The following is an 18,319-nucleotide window of genomic DNA, read 5'->3' as shown; positions in this document are numbered from 1 at the left end:
CTCAAGCAATGGGCTCACGCACAACCCGACTGAAGAGGAAGCGCAAGGGCGATGGCCCCAATCTGCGCCTGCGGATGGGCTTCATCGCCGCAGTCTCGATCCTCGTCCTCCTCATCACCTCCGTCCGGCTTGTGTCGATCCAGGGCATGGACTCGATGAAGCTGGCAGAGAAGGCACTGTCGAACCGGCTGGTCACCCGGACGCTGCCGGCCGATCGCGGACAGATCCTGGCCGCCGACGGCACCGTGCTCGCCGACAGCGTGTCCCGCTACCAGCTCGTCGTCGACCAGCAGAACGTCGCCCAGTACGAAGTCGACGGCGAACTCGTCGGGGCGTGGGGAGCAGCCGAAGCCCTGTCGAAGCCGCTGAACACCGACCCCGGTCTGCTCTACCCCAAACTCGTCGGCGACAAACGCTGGAACCCCGTCGCAAAGGGGCTGACCGCGGAGACCTGGCGTGAGGTGAAGAAGCTCGAAGTCCTCGGAATCTCCGCCGAGGAGTACTCGGTGCGTTCGTACCCCGCCGGCGGAGTCGCCGGCAACCTCGTCGGCTTCCTCAGCTCCGACGGCACGGCCCAGGCCGGACTCGAGATGGCCTACGACGAACAGCTGTCGGGCACGGACGGCCAGCAGCAGTACGAGCGCGGTGCACGCGGAGAGATCATCCCGCTCGGCGACAACAACATGAAGGACGCCGTCGACGGCCAAGGTCTGCAGACGACCATCGATCCCGCGATGCAGTACTACGCCCAGCAGGCCATCGAGGAGCAGCGGAAGAAGCACAAAGCCGAATCTGCATCCATCGTCATCAAAGAGGTCAAGACGGGACGCATCATCACCGCCGCAGACGCTCCCACGGTCGACCCGAACTCGCCGGGCAAGGTCGACGGCGACGACCGCGGTTCGCGCATCTTCACCGATGTGTTCGAACCGGGTTCGACCGCGAAGATGGTCACCGCCGCGGCGCTGCTCGATCAGGGGCTCGTCACGCCCGAACAGGAATTCACCGTCCCGGACAAGTGGAAAGCGCCGAATGACGAAGAGTTCCGCGACTCCCACGAACACCCCGATGAGAAGCTCACCTTCGCCGGGATCCTCGCCGAATCCTCGAACACCGGCACCATCCTGGCCGGAAAAGAGCTCACCGAAGCCCAGCGCTACGCATACATGAAGAAGTTCGGCTTCGGTTCCGGTTCGGGCATCGGCTTCCCGGCCGAGACCTCGGGCATCCTCCACCCGTACGAAGAATGGGACGGACGCACGAAGTACACCGTGATGTTCGGTCAGGGAGTGGCCGCGAACGCACTGCAGACCACCGACGTCATCTCCACCATCGCCAACGGGGGAGTCCACGTCCCCTCTCGACTCGTCGACGGAATGATCACCCCCAACGGCCGCACCATCTCCACCCCCGCCGGAGAGAAGGAACGGGTCGTGAGCAAGAAGGCCGCCGACGAGACCCTGCGGATGCTCGAAGGCGTCGTCGCCGAAGGCACGGGCAAGTCCGCTCAGGTCTCGGGCTACCGCGTCGCCGGAAAGACCGGTACCGCGCAGGCACCGGCAGCAGAAGGCGGAGGCTATGACGGCTACACCGCCTCGTTCGTCGGCGTCCTGCCCGCCGAAGATCCCGAACTGGCGATCTCCGTGACTTTGCAGCGGCCTCGGAACGGCTACTACGGTGGACAGGCCGCCGCTCCCGTCTTCTCCGATGTCGCGGGCTTCGCGATGCGGCATCTCAAGATCCCACCGTCGACGCAGAAACCAGATCTGCCCGCTCGAGAATGGAAATGATGCGCTTCTCACAGCTGCTGCCGATCGCACCCGGCACCCTCCACGGTGACCCCGAGACAGAGGTCACCGGAGTCTCCCATGATTCCCGAGCGGTCTCACCCGGTCAGCTCTACGCCGCCCTGCCGGGCGCGAACGTCCACGGTGCGAAATTCGCTCCCGAACTCATCCGCGGCGGGGTCGACGCCATCCTCACCGACGACGCGGGCTGGCAGCTCATCACCGATGCACTGAGCGCGGACGAGGCCGGCCGGCAGCTGCTCGAAGGCGTCACCGCTCTCATCGTCGAAGCCCCCCGCGCCGTGCTCGGGTTCGTCTCCGCCGCCGTCTACGGGACCACCTCGGTGCCGGAGGTCATCGGTGTCACCGGAACGAATGGAAAGACCACGACGACCTATCTGGCCGACGGGATGCTCGAGGCACTGGGGCATCGCACCGCCGTCATCGGCACGGTCGCCATCCTCATCGCCGGGGACACCGTGCCGAGCGTGCGCACGACCCCCGAAGCCCCTGAACTGCACGCTCTGTTCGCGAAGATGCGCGCGGCCGAGGTCGACACCTGTTCGATGGAGGTCTCCTCCCACGCGCTCAGCCAGCATCGCGTCGACGGGGCGCACTTCCGCGTCGCCGGGTTCACGAATCTGTCCCAGGACCATCTCGACTTCCACAACACGATGGAGGAGTACTTCGAGGCGAAGGCACAGCTGTTCACCCGTACCTTCTCCGATCAGGCCGTCATCGTCGTCGAGGACGAATGGGGTGAGCGGATGGTCGAGGCCGCGCAGGTGCCCGTGCGCACCTTAGGACGCGACGACCGCAGCCGATGGCGCATCGAACACACCCCGGGCGTCTCCGACTTCGTGCTCCATCTCGACGACGGACGAAGCATCCGTCTGCGTTCACCGCTGCCCGGTGACTTCAACGTCACGAACACGGCCCTGGCCGCTTCGATGCTCATCGAAGCCGGTATCAGTGCCGCGGACATCGATGCGATCGGCCGCAGCTTCGCGGTCACGGTGCCGGGACGGATGGAGATCATCGACGTCTCCGGACCGCGGGCCCTCGGCGAATCCCACCCCGAGCTCCTGCCGCGGGCCATCGTCGACTATTCCCATACCCCTGATGCGATCGCGAAGGCGCTTGCGACCCTGCACGCCGACTCCGACGAACTCATCATCGTCTTCGGCGCCGGAGGCGACCGGGACCGCGGCAAACGCTTCGGCATGGGGCAGGCGGCGGCACGCGAGGCCGATGTGATCGTTCTCACCGACGACAATCCGCGCACCGAGGATCCCGACACGATCCGCGCCGCCATCAGGCAGGGAATCGACGCCGAGGTGGATGCGGGCCGGGCCCGTGTGAAAAAGATCATCGAGGTTGCCGACCGCGGTGCCGCCATCGATGAGGCGATCGCGAAAGCAGACCCCCGCGCCACCGTGCTCATCGCGGGAAAGGGGCATGAGACAGGCCAGACCGTGGGCACCACGGTCACCGATTTCGACGACCGGGCCAGGACACGCTCAGCGCTGTCCATGCGACTGGGCGACGCACAACCAGGTAAAGTTCACAGATGATATGAAGCGACTGACTGCAGCCGAGATCGCAACCGCCCTGAGCGGCGAGTTGTACGGCATCGACCCCGAGACCCCATTGACCGCCGGTGTGGTGACCGACTCGAGAGAAGTCGGACCCGGCGATATCTACGTCGCCCGCCGAGGCGAGAGCTTCGACGGCATCGAATTCGCCGCCGCCGCCGTCGAGGCGGGAGCGGCCCTGATCATCGGCGAATCCGTCCCCACCATCGACGATGAGCCGCTGCCGGTCGTCGTCGTCGCCGATGCCACCGAAGCGCTCGGCCAGCTGGCCAAGCACAGCATCGAAGGCCTGCGCGCAGACGGCGAGATCACCGTCATCGCGATCACCGGCTCCGTCGGCAAGACCACCGTGAAGGACCTCGCCGCCGACCTCCTCGCAGGTGCTGCCGAGACCGTGTGGCCGCCGAACTCCTACAACAACGAGGTCGGCGTCCCGCTGACGGCCCTGCGGGCGGTCGAGTCCACCCGTTTCCTCGTCCTCGAGATGGGGGCCCGGTCGATCGGCAACCTCGCCTATCTGACCAGCCTCATCCGGCCCGATATCGCCGTCGAACTCGCCGTGGGCACCGCCCACTCCGGAGTCTTCGGGTCGATCGAGAACACCGCTCGGGCCAAGGCCGAGCTGGTCGAGTCGCTGACGGCCGGATCCACCGCCGTGCTCAACGCCGACGACACCCGCGTGTCCGCAATGCGCGAGGTCCTCGCTCCCGACGTGTCCACCCTGTGGTTCTCACAGCGTGAGTCCCTGCCCGAATGGGTCGGGGCCGACGACCGGGTCGTGCGCGGCACCTCTGTGTCCACGGATTCCTCCGGTCACCCGACGTTCACCCTCACCCTGCCCGGTGAAGAGCCGCGGGATGTGCGACTGGCGCTCATCGGCGAACACCACGTCGGCAACGCTCTGGCGGCAGCCGCCATCGCCCACGCCTGCGCAGTGTCGACGAAGTCGATCGTCACGACCCTGTCGACCTCCTCGGCGGCCAGCCGCTGGCGGATGGAGCTCATCGACTCGCCGACGGGCGTGACCGTGCTCAACGACGCCTACAATGCGAACCCCGAATCCATGCGAGCCTCCCTGAAGACCCTGGCCTCGATGGGCCGCGGTGACGAGGAGACGAGCCCGCGTCGCACCTTCGCCGTGCTCGGCGAGATGCTCGAACTCGGTGATGAGTCGGTGTCCGCACACTCGGACATCGGCGAACTCGTCGTGCGCCTCAACATCACTCGCACCATCGTCGTCGGCGACGGCGCCAAGCCGATCTTCAACGCTGCGAACCTCGAGGGCTCCTGGGGCAACGAGGCGGCCTGGGTACCCACCGCGGCCGAGGCGAGGGATCTTCTCAATTCCGAACTCGCACCCGGCGACATCGTCCTGTTCAAATCCTCCCGCGACGCCGGTCTGCGCTACCTGGGAGACGAAATCGCCGGAGTATCGGGGGCCTGATGATTGCCGTACTGCTCGCAGCCTGCCTGGCTCTCATCTTCGCCCTCGTCGGCACCCCGCTGTTCATCCGGGTGCTCGTCAGGAAGGGGTACGGCCAGTTCGTCCGTGACGACGGTCCGACCTCGCATGCGACGAAGCGCGGGACCCCGACCATGGGCGGCGTCGTCATCATCGGCGCCGCGGTGCTCGCCTACCTGCTCGGACATCTGTTCACCGGTTCCGTGCCCACGGCATCGGGTCTGCTCGTGCTGTGGCTGGCTGCGGGACTGGCGGTCGTCGGGTTCCTCGACGACTTCATCAAGATCAAGAAGCAGCGGTCGCTGGGCCTGCGCCCGACACCGAAGCTCATCGGCCAGGCCTTCGTCGGAATCTCCTTCGCCGTCCTCGCCCTGCAGTTCCCGAACTCCTTCGGCGAGACCCCGGCGTCGACGAAGGTCTCGTTCATCCGCGACACGAACCTCGACCTCGCCTTCGGCTCAGCGATCCTCGGACTCATCCTGTTCGTCATCTGGGCGAACCTGATCGTCACCGCCGTCTCGAACGCGGTCAACCTCACCGACGGGCTCGACGGTCTGGCCGCCGGTGCCTCGGTGGTCGTCTTCGCCGCCTATGTCGTCATCGGCACCTGGCAGTCGACGCAGAACTGCAACCTCATGTCCGAGGCCACGAATGCCTGCTACTACATGCGCGACCCCCGTGACCTCGCGATGGTCGCCGGGGCCATGGCCGCCGCCTGCTTCGGCTTCCTGTGGTTCAACACCTCCCCGGCGAAGATCTTCATGGGCGACACCGGTTCGCTGGCCATCGGCGGTGCCTTCGCCGGACTGGCGATCATGTCGCGCACCGAGCTGCTGCTCATCGTCCTCGGCGGACTCTTCGTCATCATCACCCTGTCGGTGATCATCCAGGTCGCTTCCTTCAAAACCACCGGCAAGCGCGTGTTCCGAATGGCGCCGCTCCAGCACCACTTCGAGCTCAAGGGCTGGGCGGAAGTGACGATCGTGGTGAGATTCTGGATCATCGCCGCCCTCTTCGTCATCGCCGGAATCTGCCTGTTCTACGCCGACTGGGTGGCCCGCGTTGGCTGATGACCCCACCACCCCCAAGGAGATCCCGGCCGCGCTCAGCGGCCCGAGCTCATCCTTGGCCGGACTGCGCATCCTCGTCACCGGCCTCGGCGTGACGGGATTCCCCGCCGCCGTCCACCTCGGCGAACGCGGCGCCGACGTCATCGTCATCGACGGCGACGACACGGCCGATGTCAGCGAGAAGGCGCATATCCTCGAGGTCTTCGACGTCGACATCCGCCGGGGTCCCGACCACGTCGAGGCTCTGCCCGAGGGCGAGCTCGACCTCGTCGTCACCTCGCCCGGGTGGCGCCCCGACCAACCCGTGCTCGCGGCCGCAGCAGAGGCCGGCATCCCCGTCATCGGTGAAGTCGAACTCGCCTGGCGGATCCGCGGGACGAACGATGCCAAATGGCTGGCCATCACCGGCACGAACGGCAAGACGACGACCACGACGATGCTCGAGTCGATGCTGCTGGCCGCCGGGCTCAAGGCCAAGGCCTGCGGCAACATCGGCACCCCGCTGCTCGAGGCGGTGCTCGAACCCGGGCTCGAGGTTCTCGCGATCGAACTCTCGAGCTTCCAGCTGCACTGGCAGGAGTCGATGAGCGCCGACGCCGCGGCCGTGCTCAACATCGCCCCCGACCACCTCGACTGGCACGGCAGCGCCGAGGCCTATGCGGCAGACAAAGCGAAGATCTTCCACAATGCGAAGCTCGCCTGCGTCTACAACTGCGCCGACGAGGTGACACTGCACATGGTCGAGGACGCCGACGTGATCGAAGGAGCCAAGGCCATCGGCTTCACCACCGGTGTGCCCCGCCCCGGCGAACTCGGCGTCGTCGACGACCTGCTCGTCGACCGGGCCTTCATCCCGCAGCGCTACTCCTCGGCCGCCGAACTCGCCTCCCTCGACGATGTGGCGGCCGCCACCGGCGTCGCGGGGTCGCAGCCGGCCCCGCACCAGGTCGCCAACGCTCTGGCCGCCGCCTGCCTGGCACGCGCGATCGACGTGCCCGGTCAGGCGATCGCTGCGGGACTGCAGAACCATTCGCTCGGAGCGCACCGCATGGTCACCGTCGCCGACGCGGACGGCATCCGCTGGGTCGACGATTCGAAGGCGACGAACACTCACGCCGCGAATGCCTCACTGGCCGCGTTCGACTCGATCATCTGGATCGCCGGGGGACTGCCCAAAGGCGCGGACTTCACTTCTCTGTTCGCCGACCACCGCGACCGGCTCAAGGCGCTCGTGCTCATCGGCTCCGACGACTCGGCCTATCGCGAGGCCATCGCCGCGACCATCCCCGACCTCGACGTCGTCCGCATCGAACCGGCCCTGGCCGTGGATTCGGGAGTCCCGAAGCGCCGCGGCGAGGCGGTCGCCGCGGCCGCCGTCGACGCTGCCGCGGCCTTGGCCGAACCCGGCGACACCGTTCTGTTGGCACCGGCGGCCGCGAGCATGGACCAGTTCCTCAACTACAACACTCGCGGCGAACTGTTCACCGAGGCCGTCAACACGCACCTGGAGCGCTGAGATGGGACGGCAGGCCACCGCGAAGGCGGTTGAACGTCGCCGCCGCAAGCGTGCGAAGGCGACTGTCTCCGCAGCGACTCCGTCGACGTCGAAGAGCCTCGGAGCGACCGCGACGAAGCCTGCGGACGTGAAGTCCGCCACACGGGCCCGTGCGGGGAAGTCCGCCGCCACGGAATCTGCCACGAAGACCGCTACGAGGAAAGCCGCCGGCGGGAAGAATCCGGCGAAGGCAACCGGGAAGAAACCTGCGAGGAAGCCTGCGAAGGTCGTCGGGAAGAACACGACCGCCTCGGCGATCCGGAACGCATGGGATCATGTGCGCGGCGACATCTCCGGACTCTCCGCTCATCCGCTGACGACCTACTTCCTCATTCTCGTCTCCGTCGTGCTGCTCACGGGGCTGGGCCTGGTCATGGTGCTCTCCGCCTCATCGATCACCTCCTACGACGGGGGAGCAGGCTCATCGTTCGCCTATTTCAACAAACAGGCGATGTTCGCCGGCGTCGGCCTCGTCCTCATGTACATCGCGAGCCGGATGTCGCTGCAGTTCTGGAAGCGGACCGCCTGGTTCGCGATCATCGGCGGCCTCGCCATGCAGGCAGCGGTCTTCATCCCGGGCCTCGGCAAGGAGACGAAGGGCAACGCGAACTGGATCGGCGTCGGCGGATTCCAGATCCAGCCCTCGGAGTTCCTCAAGGTCGCCCTCGCCCTGTGGCTCGGCTTAATCCTGGCCCAGAAGGCCGGGAAGATGACCACCTTCGGCCACGCCATGATCCCCGTCGTTCCCGGAGTCCTCGCCGCCGCCGGACTCGTCGTCGCCGGCAACGACCTCGGCACCGGCCTGGTCATCATGGCCATGGCGATCGTCTGCCTGTGGGTCGGTGGGTTCCCGATGAAGTACTTCCTGCTCCTGGGCAGCGTGCTCGCTGCGGCGGTCACCTTCTTCGTCCTCAGCTCCCAGAACCGTCTCGACCGCATCCAGGCGATGCTCACCGGACATGCCGATCAGTCCGCCGCGGACACCATGGGGCAGGCGTGGCAGTCCAACCACGGACTGTTCTCCCTGGCCTCGGGCGGATGGCTGGGAGTCGGACTCGGCGCCAGCCGTGAGAAATGGTCCTGGCTGCCCGAAGCCCACAACGACTTCATCTTCGCCATCATCGGAGAGGAGCTGGGCCTCGTCGGCACCCTCGTCGTCATCCTCATCTTCGCCGTCCTCGGCTTCGGGATGGTCCGGGTGGTGATGCGCTCGAACAGCCTCATGGTCCAGGTCGCCACCGCCGGCTTCTTCGCCCTCATCATCGGCCAGGCCGGAATCAACATCGGCGTCGTCACCGGAATGCTGCCGGTCATCGGTCTGCCTCTGCCGTTCGTGTCCTACGGCGGCTCCTCGATCATCGCCTCGCTGCTCGCCGTCGGTGTGGTGCTGTCGTTCGCTCGCACCGAGCCGGGCGCCGAGGCGGCCATCGCCGCCAACAGGGATCGCCTGCGATCCTCGCTCGCCGTGCTTGCCCGCAAGAAAAGGAAATGAGATGACGAACATCCTCCTCGCCGGTGGAGGCACCACCGGCCATATCTCGCCGATGCTGGCGATCGGCCGTGAGCTGGCCCGGCAGCACCCCGATTGGGATGTCGTGGCGCTGGGCACTCCCGACGGGCTCGAGGCCGAAATCGTTCCCCGCGCCGGATTCGAGCTGCTCACCATCGACAAGGTGCCCATGCCTCGGTCGCTCAGTCCCGCCCTGCTGAGATTCCCGTTTCGCTTCCGCGGCAATATCTCCGCCGTCAAGCAGATCATCTCCACTCGCGGCATCGACGCCGTCGTCGGCGTCGGGGGCTACGTGTGCCCACCGGCGTTCCTCGCCGCCAAACAGGCGAGGATCCCGCTGATCGTCCACGAGGCCAATGCGAAGCCGGGAATGGCCAACCGCCTCGGCGCCCGACTGACCACAGCGGGGCGCGTCGGCATCACGTTCCCGGACACGCAGCTGCCGGGTTCGACTCTCGTCGGCATGCCCATGCCCACCGAGATCACCGATCTCGACCGCAGCGACGAAGGACGGCGTGCAGGATTCCGTGCCGATCTCGGTCTGCGCGATGACCGCCCTGTCCTCGTCGTCACAGGGGGCTCCTCCGGGGCACAGAAGATCAACGAGGCCTTCCTCGCCACCGCGACCGCATGCCAGGAGGCCGGCATCCAGGTCCTCCACATCACGGGAGCCGGAAAGGGCGAAGCGCTGCGCGAGGTCGCAGCCGAACTGAGCGACTACCACGTCGTCGACTATGTCGACGGAATGCACCGGGCCTACGCGGTCGCCGATCTGCTCGTCGCCCGCTCCGGAGCAGCCACGGTCTCCGAAGCCACGGTCGCCGGCGTCCCCGCGCTCTACGTGCCCCTGGCCATCGGCAACGGCGAACAGCGCCTCAACGCCTCCGGCAGCGTGAGCGCCGGTGCCTCGCTCATGGTCGACAATGCCGACTTCTCACCGTCGACGGTCGTCGAGACCATCCTGCCGCTGCTCGCAGACGCATCGCGACTCGCGCAGATGAGCCGAGCGGCACTGAACCTCAACTACCCCACCGATGCCGCGGCCCGCATGGCCGCCATCGTCAATCGTGCATTGGAAGGCTGACCATGACCTCTGCGAACACGAGTCCTGCGAACATCGTTCCCGTCGGCGAACTCGGAGCCGTCCACTTCATCGGCATCGGCGGTTCGGGAATGTCCGGAATCGCCCGGATCATGGTCATGAACGGAGTCGACGTCTCCGGCTCCGACGCGAAGGAATCCAACGTCGTCGATGTTCTCCGGACCTTGGGCGCCACGGTCACGATCGGACATTCGGCCGAGAACCTCGGGGCAGCCGACACCCTCGTCATCTCCTCGGCCATCCGCAAGGACAACCCCGAACTCGTCGAAGCACAGCGACGTGGGCTGCGCATCCTCCACCGCTCCGGGGCTCTCGCCTCTCTCATGGTCGACCGGCGAGCCGTGGCCGTGGCCGGCACCCACGGGAAGACCACGACCACGTCGATGACCACCGTGGCACTGCAGGCCTGCGGAGTCGACCCGTCCTTCGTCATCGGGGGAGTGCTGTCGACGACGGGCACGAATGCCCACCTGGGCACCGGAGACGTCTTCGTGGCCGAGGCCGACGAATCCGACGGGTCGTTCCTCCTGTACGAACCGGCGATCGGCATCCTCACGAACGTCGAAGCCGACCACCTCGACCACTACGGGACTCCGGAGAAGGTGCGCGAAGCCTTCATCGAATTCTGCGACGGCATCCAAACCCGGGGTGGGACGATCATCGCCTGCGCCGACGACCCGGGATCCCACGACGTCGCCCTGCACTCCCGCAGCCAGGGCGCCGATGTCGTCCTCTACGGCACCTCCGTCGACGCCGATCTCGTGCTGCGCGACCTCGACTCCGGAATCGGCTCGACCTTCGTCCTCGACCTGCCCGGCCGCGACGACGAGCTGCGGGTCGAACTGCGGCAGCCGGGCATGCACAACGCGCTCAACGCCACCGCCGCGATCGCCGTGGCCCACAGCCTCGGCGCCGATGTCGAACGCGCGGCCGCCGGGCTCGCCGGCTACGGGGGCACGCGCCGGCGCTTCGAAGAACGCGGCATCGCGGCCGGAGTGCGCGTCATCGACGACTACGCCCACCACCCGACCGAGGTCCGTGCGGTGCTCAGCGCCGCCCGCGGAGTCGTCACCGACGGCGGACGGGTCTGGGCGATCTTCCAACCGCACCTGTATTCGCGGACGATGGAATTCCGGGAGGAGTTCGGACAGGCCCTCGGCTTGGCCGATGAGGTCGTCGTCCTCGACGTCTTCCCCGCCCGCGAAGATCCCGTGCCGGGAGTCACCGGAGCGCTCATCGCCGACAGGGTCCCGCACGGGAACGTGGCCTTCTTGGAGTCCTTCGCCGAGGCGGTCCCGTTCGTCGCGGCACGGGTGAAGCCCGGTGATCTCGTGCTCACAGTCGGAGCCGGCGACGTGACGATCCTCGGACCCGAGCTGCTGAGCGCACTGGAGGGCTGAGGCCCATGGTGCCGCTTCCCCCGGCCCGGTCCGGAGACAACTCCACCGCCGACCTCACCGGAGTCATCAGGGCTCGCCGCCGGCAGACCTGGCGTCGACGCCTCATCGCCATCGGCATCGTGGCCGCGCTGATCGCCCTCGTCGCCGTCGCCTGGTTCTCACCCCTGCTGTCCCTGCAGAAGGTGCAGGTGAGCGGCAGCGAGCTGATCGACACCGACACGGTCAGCGATTTCGTGCTCGACGGTCAAGGCGGCAGACCCCTGCCGCAGGTGCGCCCGGGTGCGGTCGAGGACTCCGTGCTGGGGGAGTTCCCGAAAGCCGAAGCCGCCTCCGTCCACTATGCAGGCCCCCGGGCCCTGAAGATCGACATCACGGACCGCACCCCCGTCATCGCGATCGAAGGCGCATCCGGCTACCGTCTCTACGACTCAGAGGCCGTCGATCTCGGGACGGTCGACACAGCGCCCAAGAAGCTCACCGTGCTCAGCGGCGGCGGACACCAGCCGGACCGAGAGACCGTCGCCGCGGTGATCCGCTTCATGGGCGATCTGCGACCGGAGCTGCGCCGACAGCTGGTGACGATCGAGGCCGAGGACTCCATGAGCCTCAAGGGGCGACTCGACACCGGCAAGCAGAAGGCCACGGTCGTCTTCGGCGATTCGACCGACTCCAGCCTCAAGGTGCGCACCGCCGCCCAACTCGCTGCCGAAGGCCGTACCGAGATCGACGTCTCCGTGCCCTCGGTACCCGTGACCGACTGATCCTCGGTGGGCACGAGCAGCGGTCCGGGACGCCGCTCGTTCGCACCGCACGGGGCAGCCACTGCGATTGCCGCCGTTTGGCCCCGACACACCGGGTGTGAAGTTTGGCCGAACCCCGACACTCCGGCGAGAATGGTTGCAGTGAGATTGCCCCGCCCAATAGCCTCAGGGCAGAGAACACAGACCGAATGCGCACGCAGACCCTGCGGAGCGCAAGCGCTTGAGACGAGGAACCGACTTGGCTGAATTCCCACAATCCGGAGCGGACATCAAAGTTGCCGGAACCGGCGGCGGCGGTGTCAACGCTGTACAGAGGATGATCGACGTCGGCCTGCGCGGCGTGGAGTTCATCGCAATCAACACCGACGCCCAGGCTCTCGTCCTGTCCGACGCCGATGTCAAGCTCGAGATCGGCCGTGACCAGACTCGCGGACTCGGCGCCGGCGCGGACCCGGAGATCGGCAAGAAGGCAGCCGAATCCTCCGAAGACGCCATCCGCGACGCGCTCGAAGGTGCGGACATGGTCTTCGTCACCGCCGGCGAAGGCGGCGGCACGGGAACCGGCGCTGCCCCCGTCGTGGCCCGCGTGGCCCGCTCGCTCGGCGCACTGACCATCGGCGTCGTGACCCGCCCCTTCACCTTCGAGGGACGCCGTCGTTCCGCGCAGGCAGAAGCCGGAATCGCGGCGCTGCGCGAAGAGGTCGACACCCTCATCGTCATCCCCAACGACCGTCTGCTCTCGATCTCCGATCGCAGCGTCTCCGTCGTCGAAGCATTCCGCTCCGCCGATGAGGTCCTGCGCTCCGGTGTCCAGGGCATCACCGACCTCATCTCGGTCCCGGGACTGATCAACCTCGACTTCGCCGACGTCAAGTCGGTCATGCAGGATGCCGGCACTGCGCTCATGGGCATCGGTGCGGCAACCGGCGACGACCGTGCCGTGCAGGCCGCCGAATCCGCCATCGCCTCCCCGCTGCTGGAAGCCAGCATCGACGGCGCCCACGGAGTGCTGTTCTGCATCACCGGCGGCGGCGACCTCGGACTCTTCGAGGTCAACGAGGCTGCACGCCTGGTCCAGGAGGCCGCGCACCCCGAAGCGAACATCATCTTCGGCGCGGTCATCGACGACAACATCGGCGACGAATGCCGAGTGACCGTCATCGCCGCCGGGTTCGACAACACCTCCCCGAATGCGGAGGTCGCCGGATCCGATCAGATCCCCGCGCCGATCCCGGCCGCCGCTCCGGCCGAGCCCGAGTCGCCCGTCGTCGCCGAACCCGAGACCGAAGCGCCTGAGGCCGATGAGCCGGCACCTGCCCCCCGACGCAGCGAGGAGCACCAGATTCCTGCCTCCCTGCCGGGCGAACGGAGCAGTTCGAACTTCGACTCCGATCTCGATATCCCGGATTTCCTCAAGTAATATGCTGCGCTCGAGGTTCGTCATCCCGGGCAGACGCACCGCCCACGTCGCCTTCACCGATCGGCACGGCGGCTATTCGAGCGGGGACTTCTCCTCGTTCAACCTCGCCCGCCACGTCGGAGACGATGACGAACTCGTCGCAGCCAACCGAGCCGCTCTCGCTCAGGTCATCGGCCTGAGCGGCGAGCGGCTCTCGTTCGTCTCCCAAGTGCACGGAACCGATGTGCACATCATCAGCGACGAAGCACAGCTGCGGCAGGAACCGGTCGAGGCCGATGCCCAGCTGACGACCGTGTTCGGAGTGGGCCTGGCGATCATGGTCGCCGACTGCACCCCGGTGATGCTCGCCGACGCCGAGGCGGGCGTCATCGCCGCCGTCCATGCGGGACGCCCGGGAATGGCCGCGGGTGTGATCGGCTCGACGATCGCCGCAATGCGCGACGCGGGCGCTCGGGACATCCATGCAGTCATCGGACCGTCCGTCTGCCCTCGCTGCTACGAAGTCCCACCGGAGCTGAGGAGCGAGGTCGCGGCGATCGAGCCGACAGCCGCCTCGGTGTCGGTCACCGGCACACCGGCCCTCGACGTCGCCGGAGCGGTGGCCGAACAGCTGCGCCGGGCCGATGTGGCCATCGATCACTTCTCACGCACCTGCACGAAGGAATCCGAGGACCTCTTCTCCTACCGCCGGCAGAAGCGCACGGGGAGGTTCGCCGGGATCATCTGGCTGCAGGAAGAAAAGACCGCGACACACCCATAGGACTCACCGGACCGGATGCCCGGGTGCGATAGTTTGGGCGACAGGTGAGCAAGTGCCGAAGTCCGAGGAGCTTTAGACATGTCAGCAATCAAGAAGACGCTGGAATACCTGGGTTTCGTCGAAGAAGAGGACGAGACCACCACCCAGCACACCGACCGTCGTGAATCGGCGCGCCGCGACCGTGAGGTCGTCGAGACCTTCGACGACGTCGACGACTCCGACGCCCCGGCGGCAGCGGAAGAACGGACCCCGGCTCCGGTGACGCCGATCCATCCGTCACCGATCCGTCCCGTAGACACCCCGGCGCCAGGAACCTCAATGAATCGCATCAGGACCATCCACCCCCGCAGCTACAACGACGCCATGGTCATCGGCGCCGCCTTCCGCGAGGGCACCCCGGTGATCATGAATCTCTCGGAGATGGACGAGAACAACTCCAAGCGTCTCGTCGACTTCTCCGCCGGCCTGATCTTCGGTCTGCACGGCTCGATCGAACGGGTCACGAACAAGGTCTTCCTGCTCACCCCCGAGAACATCGAGGTCGCCGGCGAGAACGAAGCGGATTCGGACACGCAGGCCAGCTTCTTCAACCAGAGCTGAACGGCGCCTGGACACTCTCAACTCGTCCTCAGCTGGAGCCGATAGGCTGAAGCCTCAGAACTCTCAAGCAACAACGAAAGGCGCGGGGGACCCACGTGGCCATCATCTTCTACATCCTCGGTACAGCGCTGAGCCTCTATGTGTACGTGCTCCTGGCGCGCGTGGTGCTCGACCTGGTCCAGGTGTTCTCCCGCGACTGGCGGCCCACCGGCTTCCTCCTCGTCCTCGCCGAGATCGTGTACACACTCACCGATCCGCCGCTGAAGCTGCTGCGCAGGATCATTCCGCCGCTGCGTCTGGGGCAGGTCTCGCTCGACCTGGGATTCATCGTCCTGCTCATCGGCATCCAGATCATCGCGTCGGTGTTCTTCAACCTCTCGCACACCTCCGCCTGATGCCCTCGCCGCGGTGACCTCGGCTGACGAATCACTGTGAATGGGCACCGGGAATCGCCTCCGGATCTCTTCGGTCGGCTATCGTGAATCGTCTGCGTGATGACCGGATGGATGGTGAATATACTCACCATAATTGGCTGTCCGCGTGCTCGGCTTGTTAGCCTCGGATGCGGAAAACTTCGTCATTGAATGCGAGACACGCCATTACTGCGGGACAAAACTGCAGGTGTTACGCTAATGTGACGTTGAAGCCGTCCTTCGGGGCGGCAGCGTAATGAATGTAGATCGACTGAAGGTGACCTCATGGCGCTCACGCCTGAAGACGTAGTAAACAAGCGGTTCCAGCATGTGAAGTTCCGCGACGGGTACGACCAGGACGAAGTCGACGATTTCCTTGATGAGGTCGTCGTTGAGATTCGCCGTCTCTACCAGGAGAACGACGAGCTGCGTCAGAAGCTCTCCACCGCCGAACAGCGTGTGAAGGAACTCGAAGCCGGCGGCGCCTCCGCGGCACCGGCAGAGGACATCGACGCCACTCAGGCGATGCCCGCAGCCGTTCCCGCACCCGAAGAGAAGGAAGAGGCTCCGGCTCCGGCCGAGGCATCTGCCGCTCCGGCACCGGTCGAAGAGACCCCGGCCCCGGCCGTCAAGGAAGCCGCTCCGGCCCCCAAGGACAGCTCTGCTGCACCTGCTATGGCAGCCGGTGCCGCCGGTGGAGCCGCGGGTGCCGGCCTCGGCGCTGCCGCAGCGGGCGACGGAGACGCTCATGGTCTCATCGCTCTGGCTCAGCGCGTCCACGACGAGCATGTCGCCGAAGGTGAGCGCAAGCGCGACGAGCTCATCAAGGGCGCTGAGAAGGAAGCAGCCGACATCGTCGGCAAGGCCGAATCCAAGCGCGACGAGACGCTGTCGACCCTCGAATCGCAGAAATCGACGCTCGAGCGTTCGATCGACCAGCTCTCGAACTTCGAGCGCCAGTACCGCACTCGCCTCAAGAGCTACCTCAACGATCAGCTGCGTGACCTCGAGAACTCCACGAGCCTGGCTCCGGAGACCCTCGACGGAAACGGCCCGCTGGGCGGTTCCTCGAACCACAAGCTCTGATCCCAGCGCACCAGCGACCGAGGTCCGGGAACTCTGCGGAGTGCCCGGGCCTCCGTCGTGTCCGCACACTCCGCCGCCACACGCCTGCATCCGGCACCGTCGGCAGTGGTCTAGAATGAACCAAATGAACGATCCTGCCTCACGGGTGAAACGACCTCGCGCCGCCATGATGGTCCTGCTGTTCACAATCGCAGCATCAGTGCTCGTGATCGATCAGTTCACCAAGTTCCTCGCCGTCACCTTCCTCGAAGACAAGCCTCCGGTTCCGGTGATCGGCTCCCTGGCCGGATTCACCTTCTACCGCAACCCCGGAGCCGCGCTCGGCCTCGGGTCGAATGTGACGTGGATCTTCCCGATCATCGCCGTCGGCGTCTTCATGGCCATCCTCGTGATCTCTCGCAAGCTCGGGTCGCGGGCCTGGGCGATCGGCCTCGGTCTGCTCTTAGGCGGTCTCTTCGGCAACCTCGTCGACAGGCTCTTCCGCGAACCGTCGTTCCTGCACGGCGCCGTCGTCGACTTCATCGATCTGTCTCTGTTCATCTGCAATGTCGCGGACATCGCGATCTCCGCCGCCGCAGTGACCCTCGTCATCGTCAGCCTCAGGGGCATCGACATCGACGGATCGGACTCCACCCGCGTGAAAGAGGACTCTTATGACTGAACGATCCATCCTCGTCCCCGAGGGACTCGACGGCCAGCGCGTGGATGCTGCGATGTCGAAGCTGCTCGGTCTCTCCCGCACTGCGGCCGCCGATATCTGCGCCGACGGGGGAGTGGAGATGTCCGGGCGCCCGGTCATCAAGTCCGATCGCGTCATCGCCGGTGAACGACTCGACATCATGATGCCCGAGCCGAAGAAGCCGCTCGAGGTCGTGCCCGATCCCGTGCCGGGAATGCGCATCGTCCACGACGAAGATGCATTCGTCGTCGTCGACAAGCCCGTCGGCGTGGCAGCACACCCGGCCCTCGGCTGGACCGGACGCACCGTCGTCGGCGGTCTCGCCGCAGCAGGATTCCGCATCGCCACCTCCGGCGCGCCCGAACGTCAGGGCATCGTGCAGCGACTCGATGTCGGCACGTCGGGACTCATGGTCGTGGCGAAGAGCGAATACGCCTACAGCGTGCTCAAACGCGCCTTCAAGGAACGCACGGTGGAAAAGACCTACCATGCGGTCGTGCAGGGACTGCCCGACCCTGTGCTCGGCACCATCGATGCCCCGATCGCCCGGCATCCCAAACACGACGGACTCTACGCGGTGCGCACCGAAGGCAAGAACGCGATCACCCACTACGAAGTGATCGAAGCCCACCGCCGTGCCGCACTCGTCGAGGTCCACCTGGAGACCGGACGCACTCACCAGATCCGCGTCCATTTCTCCGCCACCAAACATCCCTGCGTCGGCGATCTGCCCTACGGCGCCGATCCGGTGCTGGCGAAGGAACTCGGACTGGAACGCCAATGGCTGCATGCCGTCAAGCTCGGTTTCCACCACCCCGATACGCAGAAGTGGGTCGAATTCGAAAGCGGGTATCCCGAGGACCTGCAGACCGCGCTCGACCGCATCCGGCCGAGCTGACACCGGTGGCCGGCCGCGCCGCCCACTGCTGGTGCCGGAACCCGGCTGCTGAGCGACACGCCGCGCTGAACTGCGCGTGCAGGGTCCCCGGAGCCACGTGCCGGGAGCAACACTTCCGGGAGCCGTCTTCCGAACGGTCGATGGACTAAGCTGGAACGGCAACACCGGCAACTTCAGGAAGGCGGCGCCCAGTGCCGAACGAGGACTTCGTCCACCTCCAC

The 18,319-nt window shown here is 66.5% G+C and carries 16 protein-coding genes; all 16 read left to right on the top strand.

What is annotated here, in order from left to right:
- Window positions 1–8: 8 nt before the first annotated feature.
- The 16 genes from QYM46_RS10770 to QYM46_RS10695 all read left to right on the top strand — a co-directional run bounded on the left by QYM46_RS10770 (window position 9) and on the right by QYM46_RS10695 (window position 18,098).
- Entirely contained in the window at window positions 9–1,790 is a 1,782-nt protein-coding gene (locus tag QYM46_RS10770; protein WP_432788923.1) for a peptidoglycan D,D-transpeptidase FtsI family protein, read from the top strand.
- Window positions 1,787–3,361: a UDP-N-acetylmuramoyl-L-alanyl-D-glutamate--2,6-diaminopimelate ligase gene (locus tag QYM46_RS10765; RefSeq protein WP_432788922.1), complete on the top strand. Its 1,575-nt coding sequence runs from the start codon at window positions 1,787–1,789 to the stop codon at window positions 3,359–3,361. Before QYM46_RS10770 ends, QYM46_RS10765 begins: the two co-directional genes overlap by 4 nt.
- Before the next feature lies 1 nt (window position 3,362).
- The gene (locus QYM46_RS10760; RefSeq protein ID WP_432788921.1) at window positions 3,363–4,826 is read left to right on the top strand and encodes a UDP-N-acetylmuramoyl-tripeptide--D-alanyl-D-alanine ligase; all 1,464 of its coding nucleotides are present in this window, start codon (window positions 3,363–3,365) and stop codon (window positions 4,824–4,826) included.
- Window positions 4,826–5,914 carry a phospho-N-acetylmuramoyl-pentapeptide-transferase gene (mraY, locus tag QYM46_RS10755; protein ID WP_169252480.1) on the top strand — a complete coding sequence of 363 codons (1,089 nt, stop codon included), beginning with the start codon at window positions 4,826–4,828 and terminating at the stop codon, window positions 5,912–5,914. The genes QYM46_RS10760 and mraY overlap by 1 nt, the downstream gene beginning before the upstream one ends.
- Window positions 5,907–7,430 carry a UDP-N-acetylmuramoyl-L-alanine--D-glutamate ligase gene (gene murD / locus QYM46_RS10750; protein WP_432788920.1) on the top strand — a complete coding sequence of 508 codons (1,524 nt, stop codon included), beginning with the start codon at window positions 5,907–5,909 and terminating at the stop codon, window positions 7,428–7,430. Before mraY ends, murD begins: the two co-directional genes overlap by 8 nt.
- 1 nt (window position 7,431) lies before the next feature.
- Window positions 7,432–8,961 (top strand): putative lipid II flippase FtsW, encoded by a 1,530-nt coding sequence (gene ftsW, locus QYM46_RS10745; RefSeq protein ID WP_432788919.1) that lies wholly within the window; start codon window positions 7,432–7,434, stop codon window positions 8,959–8,961.
- A gap of 1 nt (window position 8,962) precedes the next feature.
- On the top strand, window positions 8,963–10,063 hold the full coding sequence (gene murG / locus QYM46_RS10740) for an undecaprenyldiphospho-muramoylpentapeptide beta-N-acetylglucosaminyltransferase (RefSeq protein ID WP_432788918.1): 1,101 nt from the start codon (window positions 8,963–8,965) through the stop codon (window positions 10,061–10,063).
- A 2-nt stretch (window positions 10,064–10,065) separates the two neighbouring features.
- Window positions 10,066–11,481 carry a UDP-N-acetylmuramate--L-alanine ligase gene (murC, locus tag QYM46_RS10735; protein WP_432788917.1) on the top strand — a complete coding sequence of 472 codons (1,416 nt, stop codon included), beginning with the start codon at window positions 10,066–10,068 and terminating at the stop codon, window positions 11,479–11,481.
- A gap of 5 nt (window positions 11,482–11,486) precedes the next feature.
- Window positions 11,487–12,242: a cell division protein FtsQ/DivIB gene (locus tag QYM46_RS10730; protein WP_169252475.1), complete on the top strand. Its 756-nt coding sequence runs from the start codon at window positions 11,487–11,489 to the stop codon at window positions 12,240–12,242.
- Window positions 12,243–12,480: 238 nt separating this feature from the next.
- Window positions 12,481–13,662, top strand: coding sequence for a cell division protein FtsZ (gene ftsZ / locus QYM46_RS10725; protein ID WP_432788916.1), 1,182 nt, complete (start codon window positions 12,481–12,483; stop codon window positions 13,660–13,662).
- A gap of 1 nt (window position 13,663) precedes the next feature.
- Window positions 13,664–14,422, top strand: a complete 759-nt coding sequence (gene pgeF / locus QYM46_RS10720; RefSeq protein WP_432788915.1) for a peptidoglycan editing factor PgeF — start codon at window positions 13,664–13,666, stop codon at window positions 14,420–14,422.
- Window positions 14,423–14,500: 78 nt separating this feature from the next.
- Window positions 14,501–15,022: a cell division protein SepF gene (locus QYM46_RS10715; protein ID WP_432788914.1), complete on the top strand. Its 522-nt coding sequence runs from the start codon at window positions 14,501–14,503 to the stop codon at window positions 15,020–15,022.
- A gap of 95 nt (window positions 15,023–15,117) precedes the next feature.
- Window positions 15,118–15,417 carry a YggT family protein gene (locus tag QYM46_RS10710; RefSeq protein WP_169252471.1) on the top strand — a complete coding sequence of 100 codons (300 nt, stop codon included), beginning with the start codon at window positions 15,118–15,120 and terminating at the stop codon, window positions 15,415–15,417.
- Between the two features lie 303 nt (window positions 15,418–15,720).
- Window positions 15,721–16,521: a DivIVA domain-containing protein gene (locus tag QYM46_RS10705; RefSeq protein WP_432788913.1), complete on the top strand. Its 801-nt coding sequence runs from the start codon at window positions 15,721–15,723 to the stop codon at window positions 16,519–16,521.
- A 124-nt stretch (window positions 16,522–16,645) separates the two neighbouring features.
- Entirely contained in the window at window positions 16,646–17,182 is a 537-nt protein-coding gene (locus QYM46_RS10700; protein WP_432788912.1) for a signal peptidase II, read from the top strand.
- The gene (locus QYM46_RS10695; protein WP_432788911.1) at window positions 17,175–18,098 is read left to right on the top strand and encodes an RluA family pseudouridine synthase; all 924 of its coding nucleotides are present in this window, start codon (window positions 17,175–17,177) and stop codon (window positions 18,096–18,098) included. The genes QYM46_RS10700 and QYM46_RS10695 overlap by 8 nt, the downstream gene beginning before the upstream one ends.
- Window positions 18,099–18,319: the final 221 nt, after the last annotated feature.

The organism is Brevibacterium sp. K11IcPPYGO002, assembly GCF_050920635.1.
Classification (GTDB): Bacteria; Actinomycetota; Actinomycetes; order Actinomycetales; family Brevibacteriaceae; genus Brevibacterium.
This window is presented reverse-complemented; position numbering and strand designations above follow the sequence as displayed.